Raw genomic sequence first — 21,599 nt, forward strand, 5'->3', positions numbered from 1 at the left:
ACATATTGAGGAGAGATTTTTTTGAGTACAACAACTATAGTATTACTCGTAATTTTAGCGTTAATTATTGTCTTCATGATTGTTAATGCTCTTTTGAGTATTAAAGGTGTAAACATTGTAGACGAGGAAGAATTCAGCAAAGATCTAAGACGTGTTCAACTCATTGACTTGAGAGAGAAAGACCCATATAAATATGGGCATATCTTAGGTGCTAGAAACATTCCAATGACTACATTTAGCCAAAGAGCTAGCGCACTTCGTACCGATCAACCAGTATATCTTTATGATCAAAATGGTAGAACTGCATTAAGAGCTGCTCGTATCTTAAAAAAACTAGGTCACTCTGATATTTATGTATTAAAACGTGGTATCAGTAAATGGACTGGAAAAATTAACTCTAAAAGTTAATACTTAAATATAAAAATAGGTCGATTTTCATCGACCTATTTTTTATTATTTTTTCTCTTCAATGATGTCTTCGCGCTCAAATCGTAGGACTGGTTTACGAGCTGCTTGTGTTTCATCAAGTCTTCCTATAACTGTGTTATGAGGAGCTTCAAGAACTAAATCAAGATCTTCTTCTACTTCTTTCGCAATATTTAACATTGCATCTATAAAGTTGTCTAAAGTTTCTTTAGATTCAGTTTCAGTAGGTTCAATCATAAGAGCTTCTTCCACGTTTAATGGGAAGTAGATAGTTGGTGGGTGGAAGCTGTAGTCAAGTAATCTCTTAGCTACGTCTAACGTTCTCGCACCTTGTTTCTTTTGTTTAGAACCACTTAACACGAATTCATGTTTACAATGTTGATCAAATGGAAGCTCATAAGTGCCTTCTAATCTGCGCATGATGTAGTTTGCATTTAATACAGCATCTTCAGAAACTTTCTTAAGTCCGTCTGGCCCCATAGTTCTAATATACGTATAAGCACGCAAGTAAATACCAAAGTTACCAAAATAAGGTTTAACACGCCCAATACTTTGTGGTAAATCGTAATCTAATTTGAACGTGTCTCCTTCTTTAATGATTAATGGTTTTGGTAGGAATTTAGCTAGGTCAGCTTTAACCCCAATTGGACCTGAACCAGGACCACCGCCGCCATGAGGACCTGTAAAGGTTTTGTGAAGATTAAGGTGAACTGCGTCGAATCCCATGTCTCCAGGGCGTACTTTTGACATGATCGCGTTTAAGTTTGCACCATCATAGTAGAGTTTACCACCAGCTTCATGAACGATATCTCTGATTTCTAAGATATCTTTCTCAAATAAACCGAGAGTGTTTGGGTTTGTTAACATTATTGCCGCTGTGTCATCCCCTACGACTCTTTTTAGGTCCTCGATGTCAACTAAACCCTTCTCGTTTGATTTTACTGTTACAGTGTCAAATCCTGCAACAGTAGCTGATGCTGGGTTTGTACCGTGAGCTGAATCAGGAACAATAACTTTAGTTCTGTTATGATCTCCATTAGCTTCGTGATAGGCTTTAATCATCATTAATGCAGTCCATTCACCTTGAGCTCCTGCTGCAGATTGTAATGAGATTTCATCCATTCCAGTGATTTCTTTTAGTGACTCTTGTAAGTCGTGAACAATCTCCAATGAACCTTGGATTGCTTTTTCGTTTTGTAACGGATGAGAAGTTGCGAAACCATCAATACGAGCAACTTTTTCGTTGATTTTTGGGTTGTATTTCATCGTACAAGACCCTAAAGGATAGAATCCTGTGTCAATACCCCAGTTTTTATTAGAAAGTTCAGTGTAGTGCCTAATTAAATCTAACTCACTGATCTCAGGTAATTCTGCTTTAGTTTTACGGATAAATTTATCATCTAATAATGAGTTAATGTCCTTAGTCTCAACGTCCACTGGTGGGAGTGAGTAAGCAAATCTATCTGCAATACTTCTTTCGAATATTAATGGGCTCGCGTCTTTTCTAGCCATTATATTCACCTAACCTTTCAACAAATTCATCAATTTCTGCTTTAGTACGTAGTTCAGTAACTGCTACTAACATGTGGTTTCTATACTCGTCGAAGCTTAGACCTAAGTCGTATCCACCGATGAAACCACTGTCGTATAATTCATCGTTAATTTCAGTTACATCTTTATTTAATTTAACGACAAACTCGTTAAAGTTAACATCTCCTAATACTTTAAAACCTGCTGCTTTGAATGCTTCTTTTGCATAGTGAGCTTTTTGTATATTTGCTTCAGCCATTTCAATGGCACCACGCTTACCAAGAGCACTCATCGCAATTGATGAAGCAAGTGCATTTAATGCTTGGTTAGAACAGATGTTAGAAGTCGCTTTTTCACGACGGATGTGTTGTTCACGTGCTTGTAATGTTAATACAAATCCACGTCTACCTTCGTCATCAGTTGTTTGACCAACAAGACGTCCTGGCATTCTTCTCATTAACTTCTTAGTAGCTGCGAAGTAGCCACAGTGTGGTCCACCAAATTGTGCTGGAATACCGAATACTTGAGTATCACCCGTTACAATATCAGCACCAAATTCACCTGGAGGTGTTAATAATGAAAGTGCTAATGGGTTACTATTTACTACAAATAGACCTTTATGTTTGTGAGCGATTCTCTCAATCTCTTCTAAGTCTTCGATAGTACCGAAAAAGTTAGGATATTGTACAAGTACCGCACCAGTATCTTCGTTTACAAGTTCATCTAATTTAGTAAGATCTGTCTTTGTTCCATCTAGTGGCGCAACGACAACCTCAATGTTCTGTCCTGCACAATAAGTCTTAACAACTTCCAACGATTGTGGATGTACTGATTCAGAGATAACAATTCTCTTTTTACGAGTTGTACCAGCCGCCATTGTTGCTCCTTCTGCAAATGCAGTTGGACCGTCATACATTGATGAGTTTGCTACTGGTAGTCCTGTTAACTCCGAAATAAGTGTTTGGAATTCAAAAATCGCTTGTAACTCACCTTGAGATACTTCAGGCTGATATGGCGTGTATGCAGTATAGAACTCTGAACGTGAAATAATTGAATCTACAACTGAAGGAATATAGTGATCATAAACACCTGCACCTAAGAATGATGAGTGTGTTGTTGAAGTTATATTCTTACTTGCTATTTTGTTTAACTCTCTTAATAAAGAGTACTCGTCCTTCGCTGGCTTTATGTTTAGCTCACTTTCGAAACGAACCGATTCAGGAATATCACTGAATAATTCAGAGATATCACTTACGCCGATTGCCTCGAGCATCTCTTTTTTGTCTTTTTCTGTTACTGGTAAATAACGATGACTCATATTTACACTCCTTAAAAATTTAATTATTTTTATTTAAAGTTTCTAATAAATTTAGCAGATACTTCTCTATTACGTATTTTTATAATAAATTCTTTATCTAATTCATAGAAATCAGTATCTACTAATGCAAATCCGAAAGATTTTTTAGAAGAAGGTGATTGTGTACCACTCGTTACTTCTCCAACTTTATTTCCAGCGTTGTCTAATACTTCATAACCAGTACGTGCAATACCTTTACCTGTAATTTCAAATTTAGAACTACGACGTTTTACACCGTTTTCTTTTTGGTTTTTAAGAACTTCTTGACCGATGAAATCACCTTTATCAACTTTAACTGCAAAACCAAGTTTTGCTTCTAGTGGTGTTATATCTGGTGAAAGTTCTTGACCATGTAATGGTAATCCTGCTTCCATTCTTAGTGTGTCACGTGCACCAAGTCCGCATTCTACTGCGCCAAGCGCTTTAAGCTTTTTCCACAAGGGAAGAACATCCTCAGGTTTTGTGTAAAGCTCAAATCCATCTTCTCCTGTGTAACCACTTTGAGAAAGAAGTACATTAAACCCTGCAACTTCAACATCTTGTTTGAAGTTGAACATCCCCATTTCACTAATGTCTTCATCAGTTAATGATTGAATTAATTTACGAGAATTTGGACCTTGAATAGCAATTTGTCCGTATTCACTTGATACGTTTTCTACTTTTGCATCAAAGCCTTCAACACCATTTAATAAATCGAAGTCATGATCAGTGTTTGCAGCGTTTGGAACAAGAAGAAAATCATTGTCCGCAAGCTTGTAGATAACTAAATCGTCTTCTACCCCACCTTTTTCATTACATAGGAATGTATACTGTGCTTTATCTAATGATAATTTTGATGCATCATTTGTAAGTGTGTAGTTTGCAAACTTTTCAGCTTCTGGGCCAGTAATTCTAATTTCACCCATATGAGAAACGTCGAATATACCAACATCTTCTCTTACTGAATTGTGTTCTTCTTTGATACTAGTAAATGATACAGGCATCTCCCAGCCACCAAAGTCTACAAGTTTCGCACCAACTTCGTGATAATACTCATTCAATGGTGTTTTTCTTAATTCACTCATAATATCCTCCTTAAATATAAAAAACAGGACAATATACAATATATTGCCCTGTTGAATTTCTTCAGGATTACGTCCCAATGCCGTCCTTTTGCCTGAGAGATTCACCCTACGGCTTGCTCCTTCGGCGACGAATAACGTTCTCTCCAGCATTGTTCATCCGTGTATATTCTATTGTATCCGTATACATTATAGCCCTTTCTTTAGACGAATAGCAAGGAAATTGAGTTTATATTATTTTTTATGCATAAGTATATTGTGAATAATTTCATTAACACTATCACAACCATTGATTGTATAATCTGTTAGTTCTTCATATAAAGGCCTCCTTTTCTTATATATATCATCTAAATCTGATTTATTAAAATTTGTTAAAGGTCTGTTTCTATCATTCTTTATTCTATTATATGCCACTTCGAAAGGGGTATCTAAATAAATAATATTAGATTCTGTATTCATAAGTAGATTATAAGATTTTTGATATGTGACAATCCCACCACCGGTAGAAATTATTGCATCACTTTTGATCACTTTGTTGAGTGCTTCAAACTCTCTTTCTCTAAATCCATTTTCTCCATATTCATTAAATATTTCTGGAATACTCATTTGGTACTCGTTTACAATAAATCCGTCTAAATCGACGAAAGCCTTATTTAATTCTTCAGCAATATTTTTGCCAATCGTCGTTTTACCTGAACCCATAAATCCAACTAAAATCATGTTATCACCTATTTAGTATTTGAATAATTTCTTTTTCGTATAATCCAATTATACTATTACTAACTTTAATCACCATCAATACACGTGACATATACCAGTAAAATATTCCTGCAATATAGCTGAGTAAAAATACTGCAGAGATACTTACAAAGCCATCATTTCTTTGTAGTAATAAGTTCAATCGTATTTTGACCACCTATTCTTAACTTATAGTTATCTTTCGTCTCCTCTAAATTGAACGAGGAAACATCATACATCAATGTTATAAACCCATTATTGTTAACAGATTTTATTAACCGCCCATCAAAATATCTATAGCTCACGATTCTCTTGTCATTTTTAATTTGTATTTCTCTTTCAGATATTATATTGATATCATACTCTTCTGTTACATTTAGTTCGCTATAAAAATCTAATATAAATATGTCAATATCAAAGGAATTCTCTGGTATTTTTACCTTTTGAAAAAACTTTAAAATAATCGGAAATAACACCACAATCATAGAAATTAAAAACAATGAAATAAGTACTTCAAGTAAAGTGAACCCCTTATTCTGTTTTAATTGCATCTATGCACCACACTTTTTTCTTGTTGCAAATCTTATCCGCTTCAAACAAATATCTATTAGATTCTTCAATTTTTATGCCAGATTTAAGATCTATATATACATTCCTGTGAAAATCAAGTTTATCGAGTGTACGTATTTCAAGCAGATGTGCGCCAATTACTGCTGGTATGATCAATGTGACGATAATGCTTATAATCGATAGAGAGAGGAAAGTGTCTACGAGTAAGAACCCCTTATTCGATGCGCAATCTTCCTTTTTGAATTTGGAATATAAGCTTTGAAGTTTTGTTTTCACAAGATACATAAATTGTTCCAAATGCACTCGAATCTCCTTTACTATTAAATGAAAATTGTGTAAGACTACCTTGCTTTAAAATACAAGAATTAATTTCTAAAATTTCTGTCGTATTATCTTTCATATCTAAAGTAATAATTTGATTACTTTTGTAATCAATTCTTATGAAAATTAAACTTTCTTTTAACATCGCATCAAACTGTTTTTTCTCTAAAAAATATTTAATGTTCTGTACTTCATCCGAACTATGGTTGCCTTCAAACCCTGGAATATGAATGATCACAATAAATAGAAGGATGCTCACGACAAATAACGTGAGCATCGATTCTAAAAGAGTAAATCCATCATTCCCGAATCGCTTGTCCGTTAACAATCGTAATAGAGTCTCCATTTGAGCATGTCGTCTGATTTGAATTTAAGTAGTCTGGTACGAGTTGCGCAATAGAAGTTGGTGCAACTCCTTCATTCAATGTATAAGCCTCTATTTGTCCTTGCACGACCTTTACTTGAGCAGAACATCCAGTTTCTTGTACATTTTTACTTTGTGCAGCAATATTTGGAATAATCAATATGATTAATACCGAAATAACGAGTAGTACAAGTAACATTTCTATTAAAGTGAATCCGTCTTCTTTCTTACTATTTTGAACTGCTTTTTTAAATATATTACTCATTTAAAGACCTCCTAATTTAACTGAGACATCATTTGAAACACGGGGAGTACAATGACTAAATATAAACAAACAATTAATATTCCAAGCACAGAAAAAATTATTGGCTGTATTCTAGAAGTTGTTCTTTCAATTCTTAAAATAATGTTCTCTATCGTATATTCGCTGTACAAGAGTAGTTCCTTACCTACATTTGAATTTAATTCACCGTGTTTAATAAAGGAGTGAATCTTTTCGTCAAGATAGGCAGTTTGCTCTACGGCTTCTGAAAAAGAGAGACCTTGTACAATTCCAAACTCAATTTTTTCAGCAACTATTTTTAAGTATGGATTTAGATCCTGTTTTTTAAAAATATCCAAAATTACTTTAAGTTCGATTCCACTTTTAATGAGATACCCAACCTCACGAGCAAATTTATATGAAATATAATATTTAAAATAGGAACGTATTATGGGTACTTTATATGCCATAGACATCATTTTGTACTTATTCTTTTGTTTGAATATTAGTATGAAAGAAATAATAATTACTGTGGCACCTAATAAAAGGAGCAATGCAGTTTTAGGCAATATGTTTAGAACACCCATAAGTATTTTAATAAGTGTTCCTTTTTCAACATTCATAGATAAAAATAAGGAGTTAAACTGAGGAATGACTGTGTAGTTTAATATCATGAGCATGACTACAAATATTGAGAGTAATATTAATGGGTACTGAACAGCCTTAAAGATATTCTTAATGGTTTCACGTCGCTTTTTAAGATATACGCTCGTCTCTATTAAGTTAGAGACGATTTCACCATGAACATCTGCTAGTTCTGTTTGAGAGATTACAGAGTTTCTATAGCCTAGATATTTTAATATTTCAGTTAAGTTATTACCAGACTTTGCCAATTCAATACCAGTACTTGTTTCGTTAGGATTAAGTACATCATACTGCCTGAAGAGAAAAAGAAGTGCATCTTTTTGAGTAAATCCATTTTGAAGAAGTTCTGCGAGCTTTAATAGGAAGTCTGCATCAAGATTTTTAAGTCTATTGATGCGTTTCCTTGAAATAGAGGTAATCTTCAAGTGAAATCACTCCTTTTTTAAATAAGTCCTCAACTTTTATTGCGATGGTTTTAATCTCAACGGCAGCATCATTTAATATTTTAACGATCTCCTCTTTGTGAAGAGCTTCATACACAATGAATGATTTATCTTTAAAATGCATTATCCGTTGGTTGATAATTAATGTAAGAGCTTCTTTAAGTTCTTCATTCAAAATATCGAATTCTCTAAGACGCATTAATGCACTTACTGCACTCTTTGAATGAAACGTTGAAATGACTAAATGACCTGAAAGGCTCGCACGAACGAGCTCTTTAGCAATCTTATTATCGCGAATTTCACCAAACATTATTATGTCAGGATCGCACCTTAGAACACCACGTAATATGTGTCCATAGTCTAGTTGTGCCTTTTCATTTATTTCAACTTGAATAATGCGCTCAATATTAAATTCAATTGGGTCTTCTATACTAATTACTTGTCTGTCTCCAATAGCTACAATCTCTTCTAGAAGACGATACATAATTGTACTTTTACCAGAGCCAGTTGGACCTGTGAACAAAATCAGACCTTGATTATGCATCATCTTTTGTTTTAAAAATATAAAATCTTCCTCATCTTTAAAAAGTTTCCTTGATTCAATGTTCTTCACGCTATTGAGTATTCGAATAACAATTACTTCATTCATCAGTGAGATTGGTAATGTTGAAATCCTAATATTCATTGGTTCATCTTCAACTATTATTTCAATACGTCCACTTTGTGGGATACGATATTCATTAACATCGAGATCTGCAATAAACTTAAGGTAGTTCACTAATCTTTTATACTCTTCTAGGCCCACAGTTTGAACATCAAACATTTTACCTCTTTTTCTTGCACGTATAATGCCACCTTTATTCTGGTACATGATATGAATATCCGTATAATTATTATCACGTGCCTCTTTCAAAATATTGTTTAATTGTGTTTTCATATGTCCTCCTATATACATATATATGAAAAAGACTTGTTTACTTTTTTAATAATAAACTTTTTTTGTATTACTAAAAGCTGAAATAGTATTTACAATGCATGCCTAGTTCATTATAATTAAGATAATTAATAGGTTCAGGTGGGAGGACAACTCGATGGATAAGGTATTTAAAATGCTGGGCTTTTGGACAGCTATGTTTGCTATTTTGTTCTATATCGGTGATATGACAACAATGGCATTCTTTTTCCTTGCACAAACTGGTTTCTTTGTATTACTTGGTTATATGAAACTAACTGAAAGAATGTACATGTATGTATTCGTAGCATACTTAGTATTCTTCTTCGTAGGATTTACTTATTATTCTACATTCTTAATGGAACCAAGATTTGGTAACCAATAAAAAAATACACGTCCATATGGACGTGTATTTTTTTATTTTATATAGGGGTTCTCATACATTTCTTCGATAATTGTTGTTGGCATTCCATGTCCAGGATAGACATCCATGTCCTCATCTAGTTTAAATAACTTTTCTTTAATGGAATGCATCAATTCTTTTTCATTACCCATATATAGATCCGTTCTTCCAACGCCTTTATTAAATAGCACATCACCTGATATAACTAAATTATCAAATACATATGACTTACTTCCTGGTGAGTGTCCTGGTGTTGCCAGGACTTCAAACTTGAATGATGGAGTTTCAAATGAGCCTTCTTTTATCTCTTCACGTTTCACTTTCGCAATTACAGATTCACCATAACGACTAGAACCGTTGAGAGCAGGGTTTTCTATCCATTCATATTCTTCTCCCCCAAGGTATGTCATTACGTCGAGATCTTTCGCTACCATATTGAGTGCTCCGATATGGTCAAAGTGTGTATGTGTAAGGAATATACCTTCTACCTCTAATCCCCTTGATTTAATTTCTGATAAAATCTTTTTTCCATCGTAAGACGGGTCGAAAACAATCGCTTTTTTATCTTCGTTGTAAATGATATAGCAATTCGTTTCGAGTGGTCCTAATGGTAAAGTAATGATTTCCATGTAATTCACCTCAAATTAATATAGACAATCTCTTGTTTCAATTATACAATATATATAAGTGATATGTTTATAAATGCTAAGGGGGATGAAAAATGCCTTTCATTAATACAGGTGAGTTATTTAATATTGGTAACACTACAATTCACATTGGTGTAAACACACTTTCACTACTTATGCTTTTAATTGCAGTAGTAGCAGTATTTGCACTTGTGAACTCGATTAGAGCTAAAAACATTTTAGCGATTATCTTTAGTGTTGGTGCAATCGCAACATTTGGTTTCTTTGCACTTGCAACAATCTTCACTTTTGGATATCCAACATTAGGTCATTAAGAATAAAAACACGAACATAAATGTTCGTGTTTTTTAATACCCTTTACTTCTCATATCTTCTTCAATCGCTCTTAACTCTTCATCATAAATATTTTTTCTATCAATCTTTTCAATTAGCTCTTTCATACCTTCATAATTATTCGCTTTTCTTAATTCATAGAGCTTATATTTTAAAGCGAGTTCGTTTTTAGAATCGAGTTCGTAACTTTTGTTATAATTTTCTTTTGCTTTCTCAAAGTCACCAGATACGTCATACAATTTAGCTAAAATATAGTAAGTTGTACTTGTTTCTTTATTATATTCAAAAGTCTCATTAACTATTTCTAAAGCTTTCTCATACTGTTTCTCATTCAAATACCTCAGACCCACTTCATCTACAGGTTGATATGAATCATGCTTTAGTACAATACTCCAAAGAATAATTGGTGTTACGAGCATCAATACTAATACTGGAAGCGTAATTCTCCATTCAATGCGCTTGAACTGGAATAATACGCCGAGCATTAAACCATAAATTATTCCGCCTACATGTGCATAGTGATTAACATTGTTAAAGAAACTAGATACAATACTTATTATGATAAATATCAGCGATATCTGAATGATTAGCTTTGTGTTGATCTTTTTATTGATAAGCATATATACAACGAGTACTCCAAGTAGACCATATATAGCTCCACTTGCACCAAGGGAAAGACTGTCCGTAATAAATGTTAATGACATCACGTTCGCTAATACTGCGGTAATAATGTATGCCACGATCATATGGACGTGGGAATAAATGCTCTCTACGAACTTACCGAGGATATATAACGCAAATATATTAAATAAAAAATGTTCCACGTTCGCGTGTAAAAACGCACTCGAAATTAGCCTATAGTACTCCCCTTGAACAACATCAAAATGTGTCAGTCCGAGTTGGTTTGTAAAGTGATTCGAACCTCTAATGTGAATGTAAAAAAGATTCATTAGGAATATTAAAGTGTTAATCATAATTAAAACACTTGTCATTGGTGTTGATTTAATCATGTACATCTCTAGTGAATTCACAGAGAGAACGCGTCTTTGATACCAGTCATTTTGTTTCGGGTTTTTATACTTTGTATCAATTTTATAGAAAGGACTTAAGATAATCTCTCCAATATTATCAATACCGTAGTGAGTAACACGAAGCTTTTTCGATTTAAAGTTGCGTTTATTCTTTTTAGAGTTTAAATAATAAATATTTACTCTCTTAACCTCAAAGCCAGCAATTTTATCAAAGCTACTTTTATTCAGGTATATTGTTTCTGTGACACCTTCAACATTAATATCTTCAATTGGTTTTTCGTTGATGCACATTAATGTACGAGTCAACTTATTCTTGAGCCAAATAGTATCGGTCTCGCGCTCATAATACGCTGTAATATATTTTGTGTATCTTATTATTTCATATGCTGCTTGCCACTTATTTGCCATCTTTTCTAATTTCTTTCGCGTTTATTATTTTTGTTGGAGTAATTAAAATATCTACAGGCAAATCGTGAGACTCCACTATCACGTCACCAAACTGTTCATCAAATAATAGAGAAACAGTCTCTCCAAAATATTTTTCTAGGAAACGATCGTAAAAACCGCCACCGTAACCGGTTCTGAAGCCTTCTTCATTGAAAATTAACCCTGGCACTATTAAAAGATCCATTTGATTATTTAAATCATTTGAACTATCTGGGATTAGAATATTCTTCTCATCTGTCGAAATTTCATTTCTAGACCTAATTTCATAAAAGTTCATGTCTTTCGTTTTGTAATCACATTTAGGGCCGTACACTTTCACACCACTGCCAATAAACGTATCAATGATTGGCCAAGTATCTAACTCATGACTCATCGACAATACAATACCGACAGATTTAAAATTTTTACCATTTAAAAAAACTTCTAAGTTCTTATAGATACTGGACTCTTTATTTAATTTTTCAGCAGAACTAAACCTATTAAGCTTCGAAATCATATCACTTCTCAACTCTTTTTTATTCATCATATACACCCCATAATATCCATTCTATCAAATAATTATCGAGATAAAAATAAAAGAACCATCATTTGATGGTTCTACTTGTACCTTTTTCCTGTAAGTGTGAAGTATATGTGTTCACCTATATTTTCGATGTGATCTCCGATTCGCTCTAAATATTTTGCTGTCAGTTGAATTTGTCCCGTCACGAATGCATCAGTTTCTTCGTAAATATCAGACAATGTGACCTGTACAAAAATTTGGTCGATATCCTGGTCTCTTTCAATGATCTCATTCACTAAGCTAAGATCATCTTTTTTCATCGCAACCATAGCATCGTCCAACATCAATTTAGCTAGTCTGATCATAGTCGTTAAACGAAGTAAAATTTGCTTATTTAATATTTGTGTTTTTCTAGACACCTCTGCAATATTAGAAATATTATCACCAATTCGCTCTAGGTCTTCTGCAATCTTAATACATGAAATAATCAGTCTTAAATCAGAGGCTACTGGTGATTGCTGTGTGATTAAAGAAACAGCTTGATCATTTATATCTATTTCAATTTTATTGATATCGACATCACTATAAATTAACTCCTGTGCAAGTACACGATTGTTTTCTTCTAATACAATTACGAGCTCCTCAAATTTCAAGGATAAAAGCTTAGACATTTTATAAATGTTACTTCTTAGATTTTCCAAATCGTTAGTAAACTTTAAGCGTGCGCTCATATTATCCGAACCTACCTGTCACATAATCTTCTGTACGTTTGTCATGTGGATTTTCAAAGATGATGTTTGTGTCATTAAACTCAATGACATTACCTTGATAGAAGAAAGCGGTCTTATCTGATACACGTGCTGCTTGTTGCATATTATGTGTCACAATAATAATTGAGTATTCCTTCTTTAGTTCTTGCATTAAATCTTCAATTTTTATCGTAGAAATTGGGTCTAATGCACTGGTTGGTTCATCCATTAATACAATGTCTGGTTCTACTGCGAGTGTTCTAGCAATGCAAATCCTTTGTTGTTGTCCGCCAGATAAACCGTATGCATTGTCATTTAGACGATCCTTAACTTCGTCCCATATTGCTGCCTGTCTTAAGCTCTTCTCAACAATTAGGTCTAGAGTCTTTTTATCTTTAATACCGTGAATTCTTGGACCATATGAAACATTATCATAAATTGATTTAGGGAATGGATTTGGCTTTTGGAATACCATCCCAACTTTTGTACGTAGTTCCTCTACTGACATATCTTTATCTAAAATATTCTTATCGCGGTAGAGAATCTCTCCCTCAGTAAGTACGCCCGGAACCATTTCAACCATGCGGTTTAATGATTTGATAAATGTCGATTTGCCACAACCAGATGGTCCGATAATTGCACTAATTTCATTTTCATGGAACGATAAATTTATGTCTTTTAACGCATGGTTTTCCCCATACCATAGGTTGAAATTCTTTGCTATAAAAATTTCATTGTTTTGTGTCACAGTCGGTGACGATTCAAGATCCTTGTTAGCTAAATGAATTGCACTTGTTTTTTCTTTAGTCATAATCATCTTTAAACCACCTTAATATCTTTTCGAATACTTGTTACGAATAACAATTGCAACTAAGTTCATCATCATTAATAAAGCTAAGAGTACGATAATTCCTGCTGCTGTTAAGTTCTGGAACTCTGCTTGTGGCATTTTTACCCAATTGTATATCTGCATTGGCAATGCTTGGAAACTGTCTAGAGGTGAGCTAGGTGTTGCTAATAATGCGACTGGAATACCAATAACTACAAGTGGTGCAGTTTCCCCTATCGCACGAGATATTGCAAGTATAATCCCTGTAATAATACCAGGAATAGCAGCTGGTAGAATGATTCTATAAACAGTTTGCCATTTAGATGCCCCCATGCCGATAGATGCTTCACGAACAGCAACTGGTACGGTTCTAAGTGCTTCCTGAGATGCAACGACAATTACTGGCATAATCATTAACGCAAGTGTTAAACTTGCAGCGAGTACTGAGTTACCTAAACCGAATTGTCTAACAAAAATCGTTAAACCTAAAAGTCCAAATACTACTGAAGGAACTCCAGCTAAGTTTGCAATGTTTGTCTCTACAAATTTAGTGAATTTATTCTTTGGCGCATATTCTTCTAAATATAAGGCTGTCCCTACCGATAAAAATATGGCAATAGGTGTTGTGAACGCCATAAGCCATAACGTCCCGATTATCGCCCCTTTAACTCCCGCTCTTGATGGTCTGCTTGAACTAAAATTAGTGAAAAAATCTAGCGTTAAATATCTCCATCCATCAAGTAGTGTTGTACTTAATAAAACGATGAGAATCACAAGACCAATTAAAGTGGAGAATAGGAATAACATCTTCATGAGATTGTTCTTCATGATTCTTGGATTGCGTTTTTTATCGATTACTTCAGCATCCATTAACATTAATATTCCTCCCTAAATCTCTTAGTGATCCATTGTGAAATCATGTTCATTACGAGTGTAAATATAAACAATGTGATACCAACAGCATAAAGACTATAATAAACATCTGTTCCATACGCAGCATCACCAGACGTGACCTGCACAATGAAACCAGTCATCGTCTGCAACGATTCAAATATATTAAAGCTAGAATTTGGTGTTGAACCTGCCGCAATAGACACTATCATTGTTTCTCCTATTGCTCTTGATAGACCTAAGACGATTGCTGCCCCCAATCCTGAAACTGCGGCCGGCAAAACTATTTTTGATACTGTTTCAAATTTAGTTGCACCCATTCCGAGTGAACCTTCCCTAAGAGAGTTTGGTACAGAAGATAGCGCATCCTCTGTTAAACTCGCGATCATTGGTAAAATCATTATTCCCACGACAATACCTGGACTTAAGGCATTAAAGTGGTTCAGTGACGGTATGAAACTTTGTAAAAAAGGGGTTACAAATGTTATCGCAAATGCACCGTAAACAACAGTAGGAATACCTGCAAGCATCTCCAAAACTGGTTTAATTATGCTACGCATTCTATCTGGTGCGTATTCACTTAAATAAATTGCCGCTCCTATACCAGTTGGTACCGCAACAACTGCCCCGATTAGTACGATTTTTAATGTGCCTAAAATTAATGGAAATATCCCCCAAGACGGCGTGCTACTAAATGCATTCCATCTTGTAGAAGTTAAAAATTCTTCAATCGATACCCGCTCAAAGAAATGTACTGTTTCAATAATCAACGTGTAAAGTATTCCTATTGTTGTTAAAACTGAAATGATAGTAATAGAAAACAGTACAATAGGTACTGTTTTCTCTACTAGTTTAGATTTTTGGTTATGTTCGATACGTTCACGAATGTTTAAATCAACCATTCATATTGCCTCTTTCTTAAAAACTATTTAATGGATTCCAGTTTATCTTGTTCTTCTTTTAACTTAACATCGTCTAATCCAACATACCCCGCTTCAACTGCAGCGTCTTGTGAGATTTCTAGAGTGTAATTCAGAAATGTTTTAACTGAATTATTCTCTTTTACGCTTTTGTTAGATACGTAGATATATAGTGGACGTGATAACGGGTATTCAAAGGATTTAACATTTTCTTCAGTAGGTTCAACTGCTTCTTCGTTGTCTGGACCTTTGATTGAAATAGCTTTAAGTGTGTCTTGGTTGTTTAAGTAGTAGTTGTATCCGAAGAAGCCTATTGCGTATTCATCAGATGCTACAGCGTTCACTACTTGGTTTGTATCTTGGATTAATTCACCAACAACGTCTTCGTCATTCATAACTTCTTCAACAAAGAAATCATGTGTTCCATGTGACTGGTCTGGACCGTAAACTTTAATCTCTTCATTAGGGAAATCTGATCGAACATCTTTCCAAGTCTTCGCTTCACCTTTATAAATTTTATAAAGTTCCTCGAAGGTTAAATCTGTAACAAAATCGTTTGACATGTTTACTGCAACTGTTAAGCCATCTGTACCAACTTGTAACTCAGTGTATTCAATACCAGCATCTTCTAATGCTTTCTTTTCTTCATCTTTAATTCCACGTGAAGCATTTTGGAAATCCGTTTCACCTGCGATAAACTTATCAAATCCAGCGCCTGTACCAGATACTCCAATTTCAGCAGCTTTACCGTATTCTGCGTTAAATTCTTCATTTACGATTTCAAGGATTGGGAAAACCGTGCTGGATCCATCTCCAATAATTTTTTCATTTTTACTTAATTTAGCATTGTCTGAACCATCTGCTTTTTCCGAATCTGCTGATGTACTTCCACATCCTGTGAGTACAAACCCCATTAAAAAAATGGCTAAAAGACTTAATAACTTTTGTTTCATAAGTGACCTCCGAATATTTAAATAATATATATTACAGTTTCAATAATAAAACCTTAATATGAATATTAAATAAACGTACTGTAAAGAATATGTAAATTTTGATTCAGAACAAAAAAAGACTAAGAGTTTAACTCTTAGTCTTAGTATGTGCCTTCTTTTATTCTTGGATAGAACTCATCCAGGCTGTAATTATATGGTTTCTTTTTAGGCTGTCCGTATTCTAACTCATAATACTTTTCAACGAGATCTTTACCTAAATATTGAGCCGGAAAGAACGGAATTGTCATTGGCATTGTTGGCCATATAATAGAGAACGCCATATCTGGGCTATCAGCTGGAGCATAACCTAAATATGTCTGATTTAATACAGAATTCCCTTCTCTGTATGCTTCGGCAGTGCCTGTCTTACCAGCTGCTTTAGGTTCTAGGTTATGGAATGCATCCCAACCTGTACCATAGCGATCTGTTGTTTGATCATGTTTGTTAAATACATCAAACATACCGTTATGAAGTTGTTCTAATTCTTTATTATTAATTTGAACAGTATTTAGCACGTTCGCATTAAATGTTTTAACAATAGGACCGCTATCATTAGCATCATATTCTCTCACTTCTTTTGCCAAGTGAGATTGAAGACGACTACCACCATTTACTACTGTTGAAATGTATTGTGCAAGTTGCATAGCTGAATACGTATCATATTGTCCAATTGCGAGATCTAAATAGTTACCTGGATTATTTGTTAATGGAGGTGCAATGCCTGTTTCCTCGTTTGGTAAGTCAATACCTGTAGAAACACCTAAACCAAATTGGTTTAATCCATTTCTAAGTTTAAAACTATTTTCTGAAATATCAATTGGTAAAGGCATATTCTTTTCATATTCTAAACCAAGTAATTTTAGGGCAATCTTCATCATATAAACGTTAGATGAAACCATGATTGCTTCTTGATCATCAACATCAACTTTACTGTCTCTGTTAAAGAAAGATGCTTTTTCAGTACCATCTTGGAATACCATCGGTTCATCTGTTAAAAATTCACCAGGTACAAGAACATCATTTTGATAACCCGTAACTACTGTACCCATTTTGACTGATGAACCTGGTACGTAGGTTACAGCAAATGTACCGTAATCAAAGTCCTCTATCTTACCATCTTCATTGATGCGCTTCCCTACCATCGCTAAGATTTCTCCGTTATGTGGATCTTGAACGACAATATTTACTGCATCGATATACTCTGGATGAATATCCCACTCCAGGTCGTTATCTTGATCGTTTCGTTTTTTCGCTTCAACAGCGAGTTTTCGTAAAGATTTAAGATGATGTTCAGCGAGCTTTTCAACTTCCTTTTGAAGTTCTATATCAATAGTTATATATAGATCATTGCCTGGTTTTCCAGGACGAACAACCTCTTGACCGAGTATCTTTCCTGAACGATCTGTAGAGTATTTCACCTCTTCTTTTGTACCTCGTAATATATCTTCATACTGGAATTCTAGATATGACTTACCTACCCGATCGTTATTCGAGTACCCAAGTGATTTGTAGTATTCCGTAAGCTCTTTAGGTAATCCTTCTTCAGATGAGCTCACGTCACCAAAAATTGTTCTTAGCGTGTTACCGAATTTATAATCACGCGTCCAATCCATTCCTGTCGTAATACCATCAAGCTGATCTAAATCTTGGTTTACTCTTGCAAACTCCTCTTCAGTTACACCCTTAGATTTTACTGCTACTGGATTCAGTTCTGATGCAACTATCATTCGGACATAGATACTTAATACGTTAAGGTCTTTATCAGTAAGTAGCATGTCAACGAACTCTTCACTCAGCTGATTGTATGATTCATTATAGAAATCAGAATTAGAGATTGCACCATCTTTAAGTAATTGTGCTTCATCTGATAATTCTCTAAGTACTTGATCAAAATAATGGTTAAGTACATAATCTTGTTTATCACGTAATGCTAAACGCTGATCGTCTACAGTAATGTATTTAGCCAATTCATGCGCTAAATTAAAAATTTCTTGATTGGACATATTTCTATGACGTGTAAAGAATATGGCTCGCTCTGACTTGTTACCTACAAGGAGTTTACCATTTCTATCATAAATCTGACCACGTGGTACATTTTGGTTAATTTCAACATACTGAGCGTTTTCTACACGCTCCTGATAAGAATCTCCTTTAATGATTTGAAGGTATCCGAGACGCAAAATAAGCAATAGACAAAGTAGAAAAACTACTACAAGGACTAGGCTTACTCTCGATTTGAATAGTTGATATTTAATCGTTTCGGAACTTTTCTTTTTGACACGTCTCAATTTAAAAACCTACTTTTATGTATAGAATATTTAATTCATTTTATCAAAGAATAAGTAAAATAAAAAGACTGAGGGCTACTCCACTCAGTCTTTTTATAAAAAAATTATTTCGCTTCTTGGAAAAGTTCGTTAACTTTGTCCCAGTTTACTACGTTCCAGATATTTTTTAAGTATTCTGGACGTTTGTTTTGGTATTTAAGATAGTAAGCGTGCTCCCATACATCTACACCAAATACTGGTTTTTGACCATCCATTACTGGATTGTCTTGGTTAGGAGTTGACACGATTTCTAATCCGTCATTACCTACGATTAGCCATGCCCAACCAGATCCAAAGCGACTAGCTGCTGCAGCTTCAAATTTCTCTTTAAATGAATCAACAGAACCAAACTTATCTTCGATCGCTTCTTTTAATTCAGCAGGGATTTCTTTTTGTTCAGGAGATAGTAGTTCCCAAAATAGTGAGTGGTTATAGTGACCGCCACCATTGTTGCGAACTGCAGTTTGAATATCTTCTGGTAGTGATGATAAGTTTTTAACAAGTTCTTCTAAAGACTTATCTGCAAATTCTGTTCCTTCTACTGCATTATTTAGGTTTGTAACGTAAGTGTTATGGTGCTTAGAGTAGTGAATCTCCATTGTCTCTTTATCGATTGATGGTTCTAAAGCATCATAAGCATATGGTAATTTTGGTAATTCAAAAGCCATAATAAAAATTCTCCTCCCAAAAATTGTTTACATCACAAATATATCAAGAAGATGGTAGAATAACAATGTAAAAGCTTGTTATTCAATATAAATAAGACTTCTGTCTGATATTAAGGATGTTATAAAATGAAATATTTCGAGTATTTAAAAAGGTTAATAACCTTTAAAAAATACCCACTATTTAGAACCATACCCTTTAAACAGGTGCTTTTAAACATACTGATAATTGGAATGATACTTTCAATTCCGTCAATCACCCACCAACAAAGTACACGAAGTGCAATGCACAAACTCAGTCAAGTCGAAGAGCAAATTCCAACTTTTGAAATAAAAGATAACACCTATTACGGAGACGATAAAATTATTGATAGTGGTAATATAAAAATTAAATTTACAAATAGTAATGAGGTAGATACAAGTACTGAGATTTCGTTTTTAAAGAATGGAATCTATATTAGTGGATTCGAAGATCAACTCATCCCTTATTCTAACTTTGGTGAAATTCAAAGTAATGAAGATTTAATAGCTTATGCGAATCAACAATCACAAGACAAACTATTTTTTATGATAGTATTCATCTCAATTCAGGTATTTGTGCTCGCATCATTTGCTTTTATTATCCTACTTGTATTATCATTTATCCTTGATTTTATCTCAAAACAATTAAATCGTAAGAGTGATTATATGAACTGGTTGAAACTAGAATCGTTCGCATTTGTGTTCGCATCTATACTCCAGTTGCTCATTCTTTTGATATTAAGAGAAACAACATTCTCCATATACTTAGTCACGATACCATTTCTCATATACTATTACTCGAAATTACCCGTTTTAAAGCGAAAGATAGGATGAGTTCCATTACAAAAATTATATCTTCATGTATAATGGAATTACTCTAATTAGCATTATTATTATTGAGGAGATTATAAATGTCTGAAATTACACATCGTAAAAATACAAGACCAGTCCGAGTTGGTAACTTAGTGATTGGTGGTAGTGATGAGATTATCATCCAAAGTATGACAACAACTAAAACACATGACGTTGAGGCAACTGTTGCTGAAATTAAACGTTTAGAAGAAGCAGGTTGTCAAATTGTCCGAGTAGCATGTCCAAAAGAAGAAGATGCGCTCGCAATTGCAGAAATAAAAAAAAGAATTGATATTCCACTCGTTGTGGATATACATTTCGATTACAAGTTAGCACTTATTGCGATCGAAGGTGGGGCAGATAAAATTCGTATTAACCCAGGTAACATCGGTCGACGAGAAAAAGTAGAAGAAGTTGTAAAAGCATGTAAATCAAAAGGAATTCCAATTCGTATTGGTGTAAACGCAGGATCACTCGAGAAACATATTATTAAAAAATATGGTTACCCTACTGCAGATGGCATGCTTGAAAGTGCATTACACCACATCAAGATTTTAGAAGACTTAGACTTCTACGACATCATTGTTTCTATGAAAGCTTCCGATAATAAGTTAGCAATTGAAGCCTATGAAAAAGCAGCTAAAGCATTCGACTACCCACTTCATATAGGCATTACTGAATCTGGCACACTATTCTCAGGTACAGTTAAGAGTGCTGCTGGACTAGGCGTCATAATTTCAAAAGGTATCGGGAATACTATGAGAATTTCATTGTCTGCCGATCCAGTCGAAGAAGTAAAAGTTCAGAGAGAACTCCTTAAGAGTTTTGGCCTTGCTTCAAACGCAGCAACACTGATTGCATGTCCAACATGCGGACGTATTGAAATTGATTTAATTGCTATTGCAAATGAAGTTGAAGAATATATTGCAAATATCAAAGCGCCACTAAAAGTTGCGGTTCTCGGATGTGCTGTAAACGGTCCAGGAGAGGCACGCGAGGCAGATATCGGTATCGCTGGAGCACGTGGAGAAGGACTACTATTTATGCATGGTAAGACAGTTCGTAAGGTACCAGAAGAAACAATGGTAGAGGAACTAAAGAAAGAAATTGATATCCTAGCTGAAGAGCATTATGCGAAAGAACGCCAACGTAAAAAACAATTACAAGCAGAGAATCAATAAAAATAAAAATAAAAAGACCCTAAAACAGATTTATCTGAATTAGGGGTCTTTTTTTGATCATTTTTAAGATATTTGAACAGTAATAATTGCAGCGTTAAAATTTTTTAATTAATTTAGTTAAAATAAAAAGTGTCACATAG

The 21,599-nt window shown here is 34.2% G+C and carries 25 protein-coding genes and 1 riboswitch; of the genes, 5 read left to right on the plus strand and 20 right to left on the minus strand.

The genetic code is table 11. The features are described 5' to 3' along the window. Positions 1-21: 21 nt before the first annotated feature. Positions 22-408, plus strand: coding sequence for a rhodanese-like domain-containing protein (locus H9D55_RS05655; RefSeq protein ID WP_186077629.1), 387 nt, complete (start codon positions 22-24; stop codon positions 406-408). Positions 409-453: 45 nt separating this feature from the next. Here H9D55_RS05655 and gcvPB read toward each other — a convergent pair whose 3' ends face one another. The 10 genes from gcvPB to H9D55_RS05705 form a co-directional block, all read right to left on the minus strand. After that, entirely contained in the window at positions 454-1,938 is a 1,485-nt protein-coding gene (gene gcvPB, locus H9D55_RS05660; RefSeq protein ID WP_186077631.1) for an aminomethyl-transferring glycine dehydrogenase subunit GcvPB, read from the minus strand. Next, a complete protein-coding gene (gene gcvPA / locus H9D55_RS05665) occupies positions 1,931-3,274 on the minus strand; it encodes an aminomethyl-transferring glycine dehydrogenase subunit GcvPA (protein WP_186077632.1) in 1,344 nt (447 codons plus the stop codon). Before gcvPA ends, gcvPB begins: the two co-directional genes overlap by 8 nt. Before the next feature lie 29 nt (positions 3,275-3,303). Further along, entirely contained in the window at positions 3,304-4,380 is a 1,077-nt protein-coding gene (gene gcvT / locus H9D55_RS05670) for a glycine cleavage system aminomethyltransferase GcvT (RefSeq protein ID WP_186078197.1), read from the minus strand. A gap of 67 nt (positions 4,381-4,447) precedes the next feature. Further along, a riboswitch (glycine riboswitch) is annotated at positions 4,448-4,534 on the minus strand. A gap of 74 nt (positions 4,535-4,608) precedes the next feature. Next, entirely contained in the window at positions 4,609-5,094 is a 486-nt protein-coding gene (locus H9D55_RS05675; RefSeq protein ID WP_186077634.1) for a shikimate kinase, read from the minus strand. 155 nt (positions 5,095-5,249) lie between these two features. After that, a complete protein-coding gene (locus H9D55_RS05680; protein ID WP_186078198.1) occupies positions 5,250-5,663 on the minus strand; it encodes a competence type IV pilus minor pilin ComGF in 414 nt (137 codons plus the stop codon). Continuing rightward, complete coding sequence (locus H9D55_RS05685) at positions 5,644-5,838, minus strand: hypothetical protein (RefSeq protein ID WP_186077636.1); 195 nt, start codon at positions 5,836-5,838, stop codon at positions 5,644-5,646. The genes H9D55_RS05680 and H9D55_RS05685 overlap by 20 nt, the downstream gene beginning before the upstream one ends. 58 nt (positions 5,839-5,896) lie before the next feature. Beyond that, positions 5,897-6,349 carry a prepilin-type N-terminal cleavage/methylation domain-containing protein gene (locus H9D55_RS05690; protein WP_208454736.1) on the minus strand — a complete coding sequence of 151 codons (453 nt, stop codon included), beginning with the start codon at positions 6,347-6,349 and terminating at the stop codon, positions 5,897-5,899. Continuing rightward, positions 6,303-6,632, minus strand: a complete 330-nt coding sequence (gene comGC, locus H9D55_RS05695; protein ID WP_186077640.1) for a competence type IV pilus major pilin ComGC — start codon at positions 6,630-6,632, stop codon at positions 6,303-6,305. Before comGC ends, H9D55_RS05690 begins: the two co-directional genes overlap by 47 nt. An 11-nt stretch (positions 6,633-6,643) precedes the next feature. Beyond that, positions 6,644-7,699, minus strand: a complete 1,056-nt coding sequence (comGB, locus tag H9D55_RS05700; protein ID WP_186077642.1) for a competence type IV pilus assembly protein ComGB — start codon at positions 7,697-7,699, stop codon at positions 6,644-6,646. Beyond that, positions 7,662-8,654, minus strand: coding sequence for an ATPase, T2SS/T4P/T4SS family (locus H9D55_RS05705; protein WP_186077644.1), 993 nt, complete (start codon positions 8,652-8,654; stop codon positions 7,662-7,664). The genes comGB and H9D55_RS05705 overlap by 38 nt, the downstream gene beginning before the upstream one ends. Before the next feature lie 154 nt (positions 8,655-8,808). Between H9D55_RS05705 and H9D55_RS05710 the strand changes: the two genes are divergently transcribed. Beyond that, positions 8,809-9,054: a DUF2626 family protein gene (locus H9D55_RS05710; RefSeq protein WP_186077646.1), complete on the plus strand. Its 246-nt coding sequence runs from the start codon at positions 8,809-8,811 to the stop codon at positions 9,052-9,054. A 32-nt stretch (positions 9,055-9,086) separates the two neighbouring features. Here the strand turns inward: H9D55_RS05710 and H9D55_RS05715 are convergent, their stop codons facing one another. Continuing rightward, positions 9,087-9,701 carry an MBL fold metallo-hydrolase gene (locus H9D55_RS05715; protein WP_186077648.1) on the minus strand — a complete coding sequence of 205 codons (615 nt, stop codon included), beginning with the start codon at positions 9,699-9,701 and terminating at the stop codon, positions 9,087-9,089. A gap of 92 nt (positions 9,702-9,793) precedes the next feature. On the opposite strand from H9D55_RS05715, the gene H9D55_RS05720 reads away from it, so the two are divergent. Next, positions 9,794-10,033, plus strand: coding sequence for a DUF2759 family protein (locus tag H9D55_RS05720; protein ID WP_186077650.1), 240 nt, complete (start codon positions 9,794-9,796; stop codon positions 10,031-10,033). Positions 10,034-10,066: 33 nt separating this feature from the next. On the opposite strand, the gene H9D55_RS05725 is transcribed toward H9D55_RS05720, so the two are convergent. The 9 genes from H9D55_RS05725 to H9D55_RS05765 form a co-directional block, all read right to left on the minus strand. Beyond that, positions 10,067-11,491: a rhomboid family intramembrane serine protease gene (locus H9D55_RS05725; protein ID WP_186077652.1), complete on the minus strand. Its 1,425-nt coding sequence runs from the start codon at positions 11,489-11,491 to the stop codon at positions 10,067-10,069. Continuing rightward, a complete protein-coding gene (locus tag H9D55_RS05730) occupies positions 11,481-12,053 on the minus strand; it encodes a 5-formyltetrahydrofolate cyclo-ligase (RefSeq protein WP_235963122.1) in 573 nt (190 codons plus the stop codon). The genes H9D55_RS05725 and H9D55_RS05730 overlap by 11 nt, the downstream gene beginning before the upstream one ends. Positions 12,054-12,127: 74 nt before the next feature. Then, complete coding sequence (gene phoU, locus H9D55_RS05735; protein WP_186077656.1) at positions 12,128-12,763, minus strand: phosphate signaling complex protein PhoU; 636 nt, start codon at positions 12,761-12,763, stop codon at positions 12,128-12,130. Position 12,764: 1 nt separating this feature from the next. After that, complete coding sequence (gene pstB, locus H9D55_RS05740) at positions 12,765-13,598, minus strand: phosphate ABC transporter ATP-binding protein PstB (RefSeq protein ID WP_186077658.1); 834 nt, start codon at positions 13,596-13,598, stop codon at positions 12,765-12,767. A 12-nt stretch (positions 13,599-13,610) separates the two neighbouring features. Then, a complete protein-coding gene (gene pstA, locus H9D55_RS05745; protein ID WP_186077660.1) occupies positions 13,611-14,486 on the minus strand; it encodes a phosphate ABC transporter permease PstA in 876 nt (291 codons plus the stop codon). Continuing rightward, on the minus strand, positions 14,486-15,403 hold the full coding sequence (pstC, locus tag H9D55_RS05750; RefSeq protein ID WP_186077662.1) for a phosphate ABC transporter permease subunit PstC: 918 nt from the start codon (positions 15,401-15,403) through the stop codon (positions 14,486-14,488). The genes pstA and pstC overlap by 1 nt, the downstream gene beginning before the upstream one ends. A 23-nt stretch (positions 15,404-15,426) precedes the next feature. Then, positions 15,427-16,374: a phosphate ABC transporter substrate-binding protein PstS family protein gene (locus tag H9D55_RS05755; protein ID WP_186077664.1), complete on the minus strand. Its 948-nt coding sequence runs from the start codon at positions 16,372-16,374 to the stop codon at positions 15,427-15,429. Positions 16,375-16,514: 140 nt separating this feature from the next. Further along, positions 16,515-18,602 carry a peptidoglycan D,D-transpeptidase FtsI family protein gene (locus tag H9D55_RS05760; RefSeq protein ID WP_235963124.1) on the minus strand — a complete coding sequence of 696 codons (2,088 nt, stop codon included), beginning with the start codon at positions 18,600-18,602 and terminating at the stop codon, positions 16,515-16,517. A 203-nt stretch (positions 18,603-18,805) separates the two neighbouring features. Continuing rightward, positions 18,806-19,408 (minus strand): superoxide dismutase, encoded by a 603-nt coding sequence (locus tag H9D55_RS05765; RefSeq protein ID WP_208454737.1) that lies wholly within the window; start codon positions 19,406-19,408, stop codon positions 18,806-18,808. 126 nt (positions 19,409-19,534) lie between these two features. On the opposite strand from H9D55_RS05765, the gene H9D55_RS05770 reads away from it, so the two are divergent. After that, positions 19,535-20,260 (plus strand): DUF1189 family protein, encoded by a 726-nt coding sequence (locus H9D55_RS05770; protein WP_186077668.1) that lies wholly within the window; start codon positions 19,535-19,537, stop codon positions 20,258-20,260. Between the two features lie 77 nt (positions 20,261-20,337). After that, positions 20,338-21,459, plus strand: coding sequence for a flavodoxin-dependent (E)-4-hydroxy-3-methylbut-2-enyl-diphosphate synthase (ispG, locus tag H9D55_RS05775; RefSeq protein WP_186077669.1), 1,122 nt, complete (start codon positions 20,338-20,340; stop codon positions 21,457-21,459). The last annotated feature ends 140 nt before the right edge of the window (positions 21,460-21,599 follow it).

It is taken from the genome of Phocicoccus pinnipedialis (assembly GCF_903994035.1).
In the GTDB taxonomy this organism is placed as follows: domain Bacteria; phylum Bacillota; class Bacilli; order Staphylococcales; family Salinicoccaceae; genus Phocicoccus; species Phocicoccus pinnipedialis.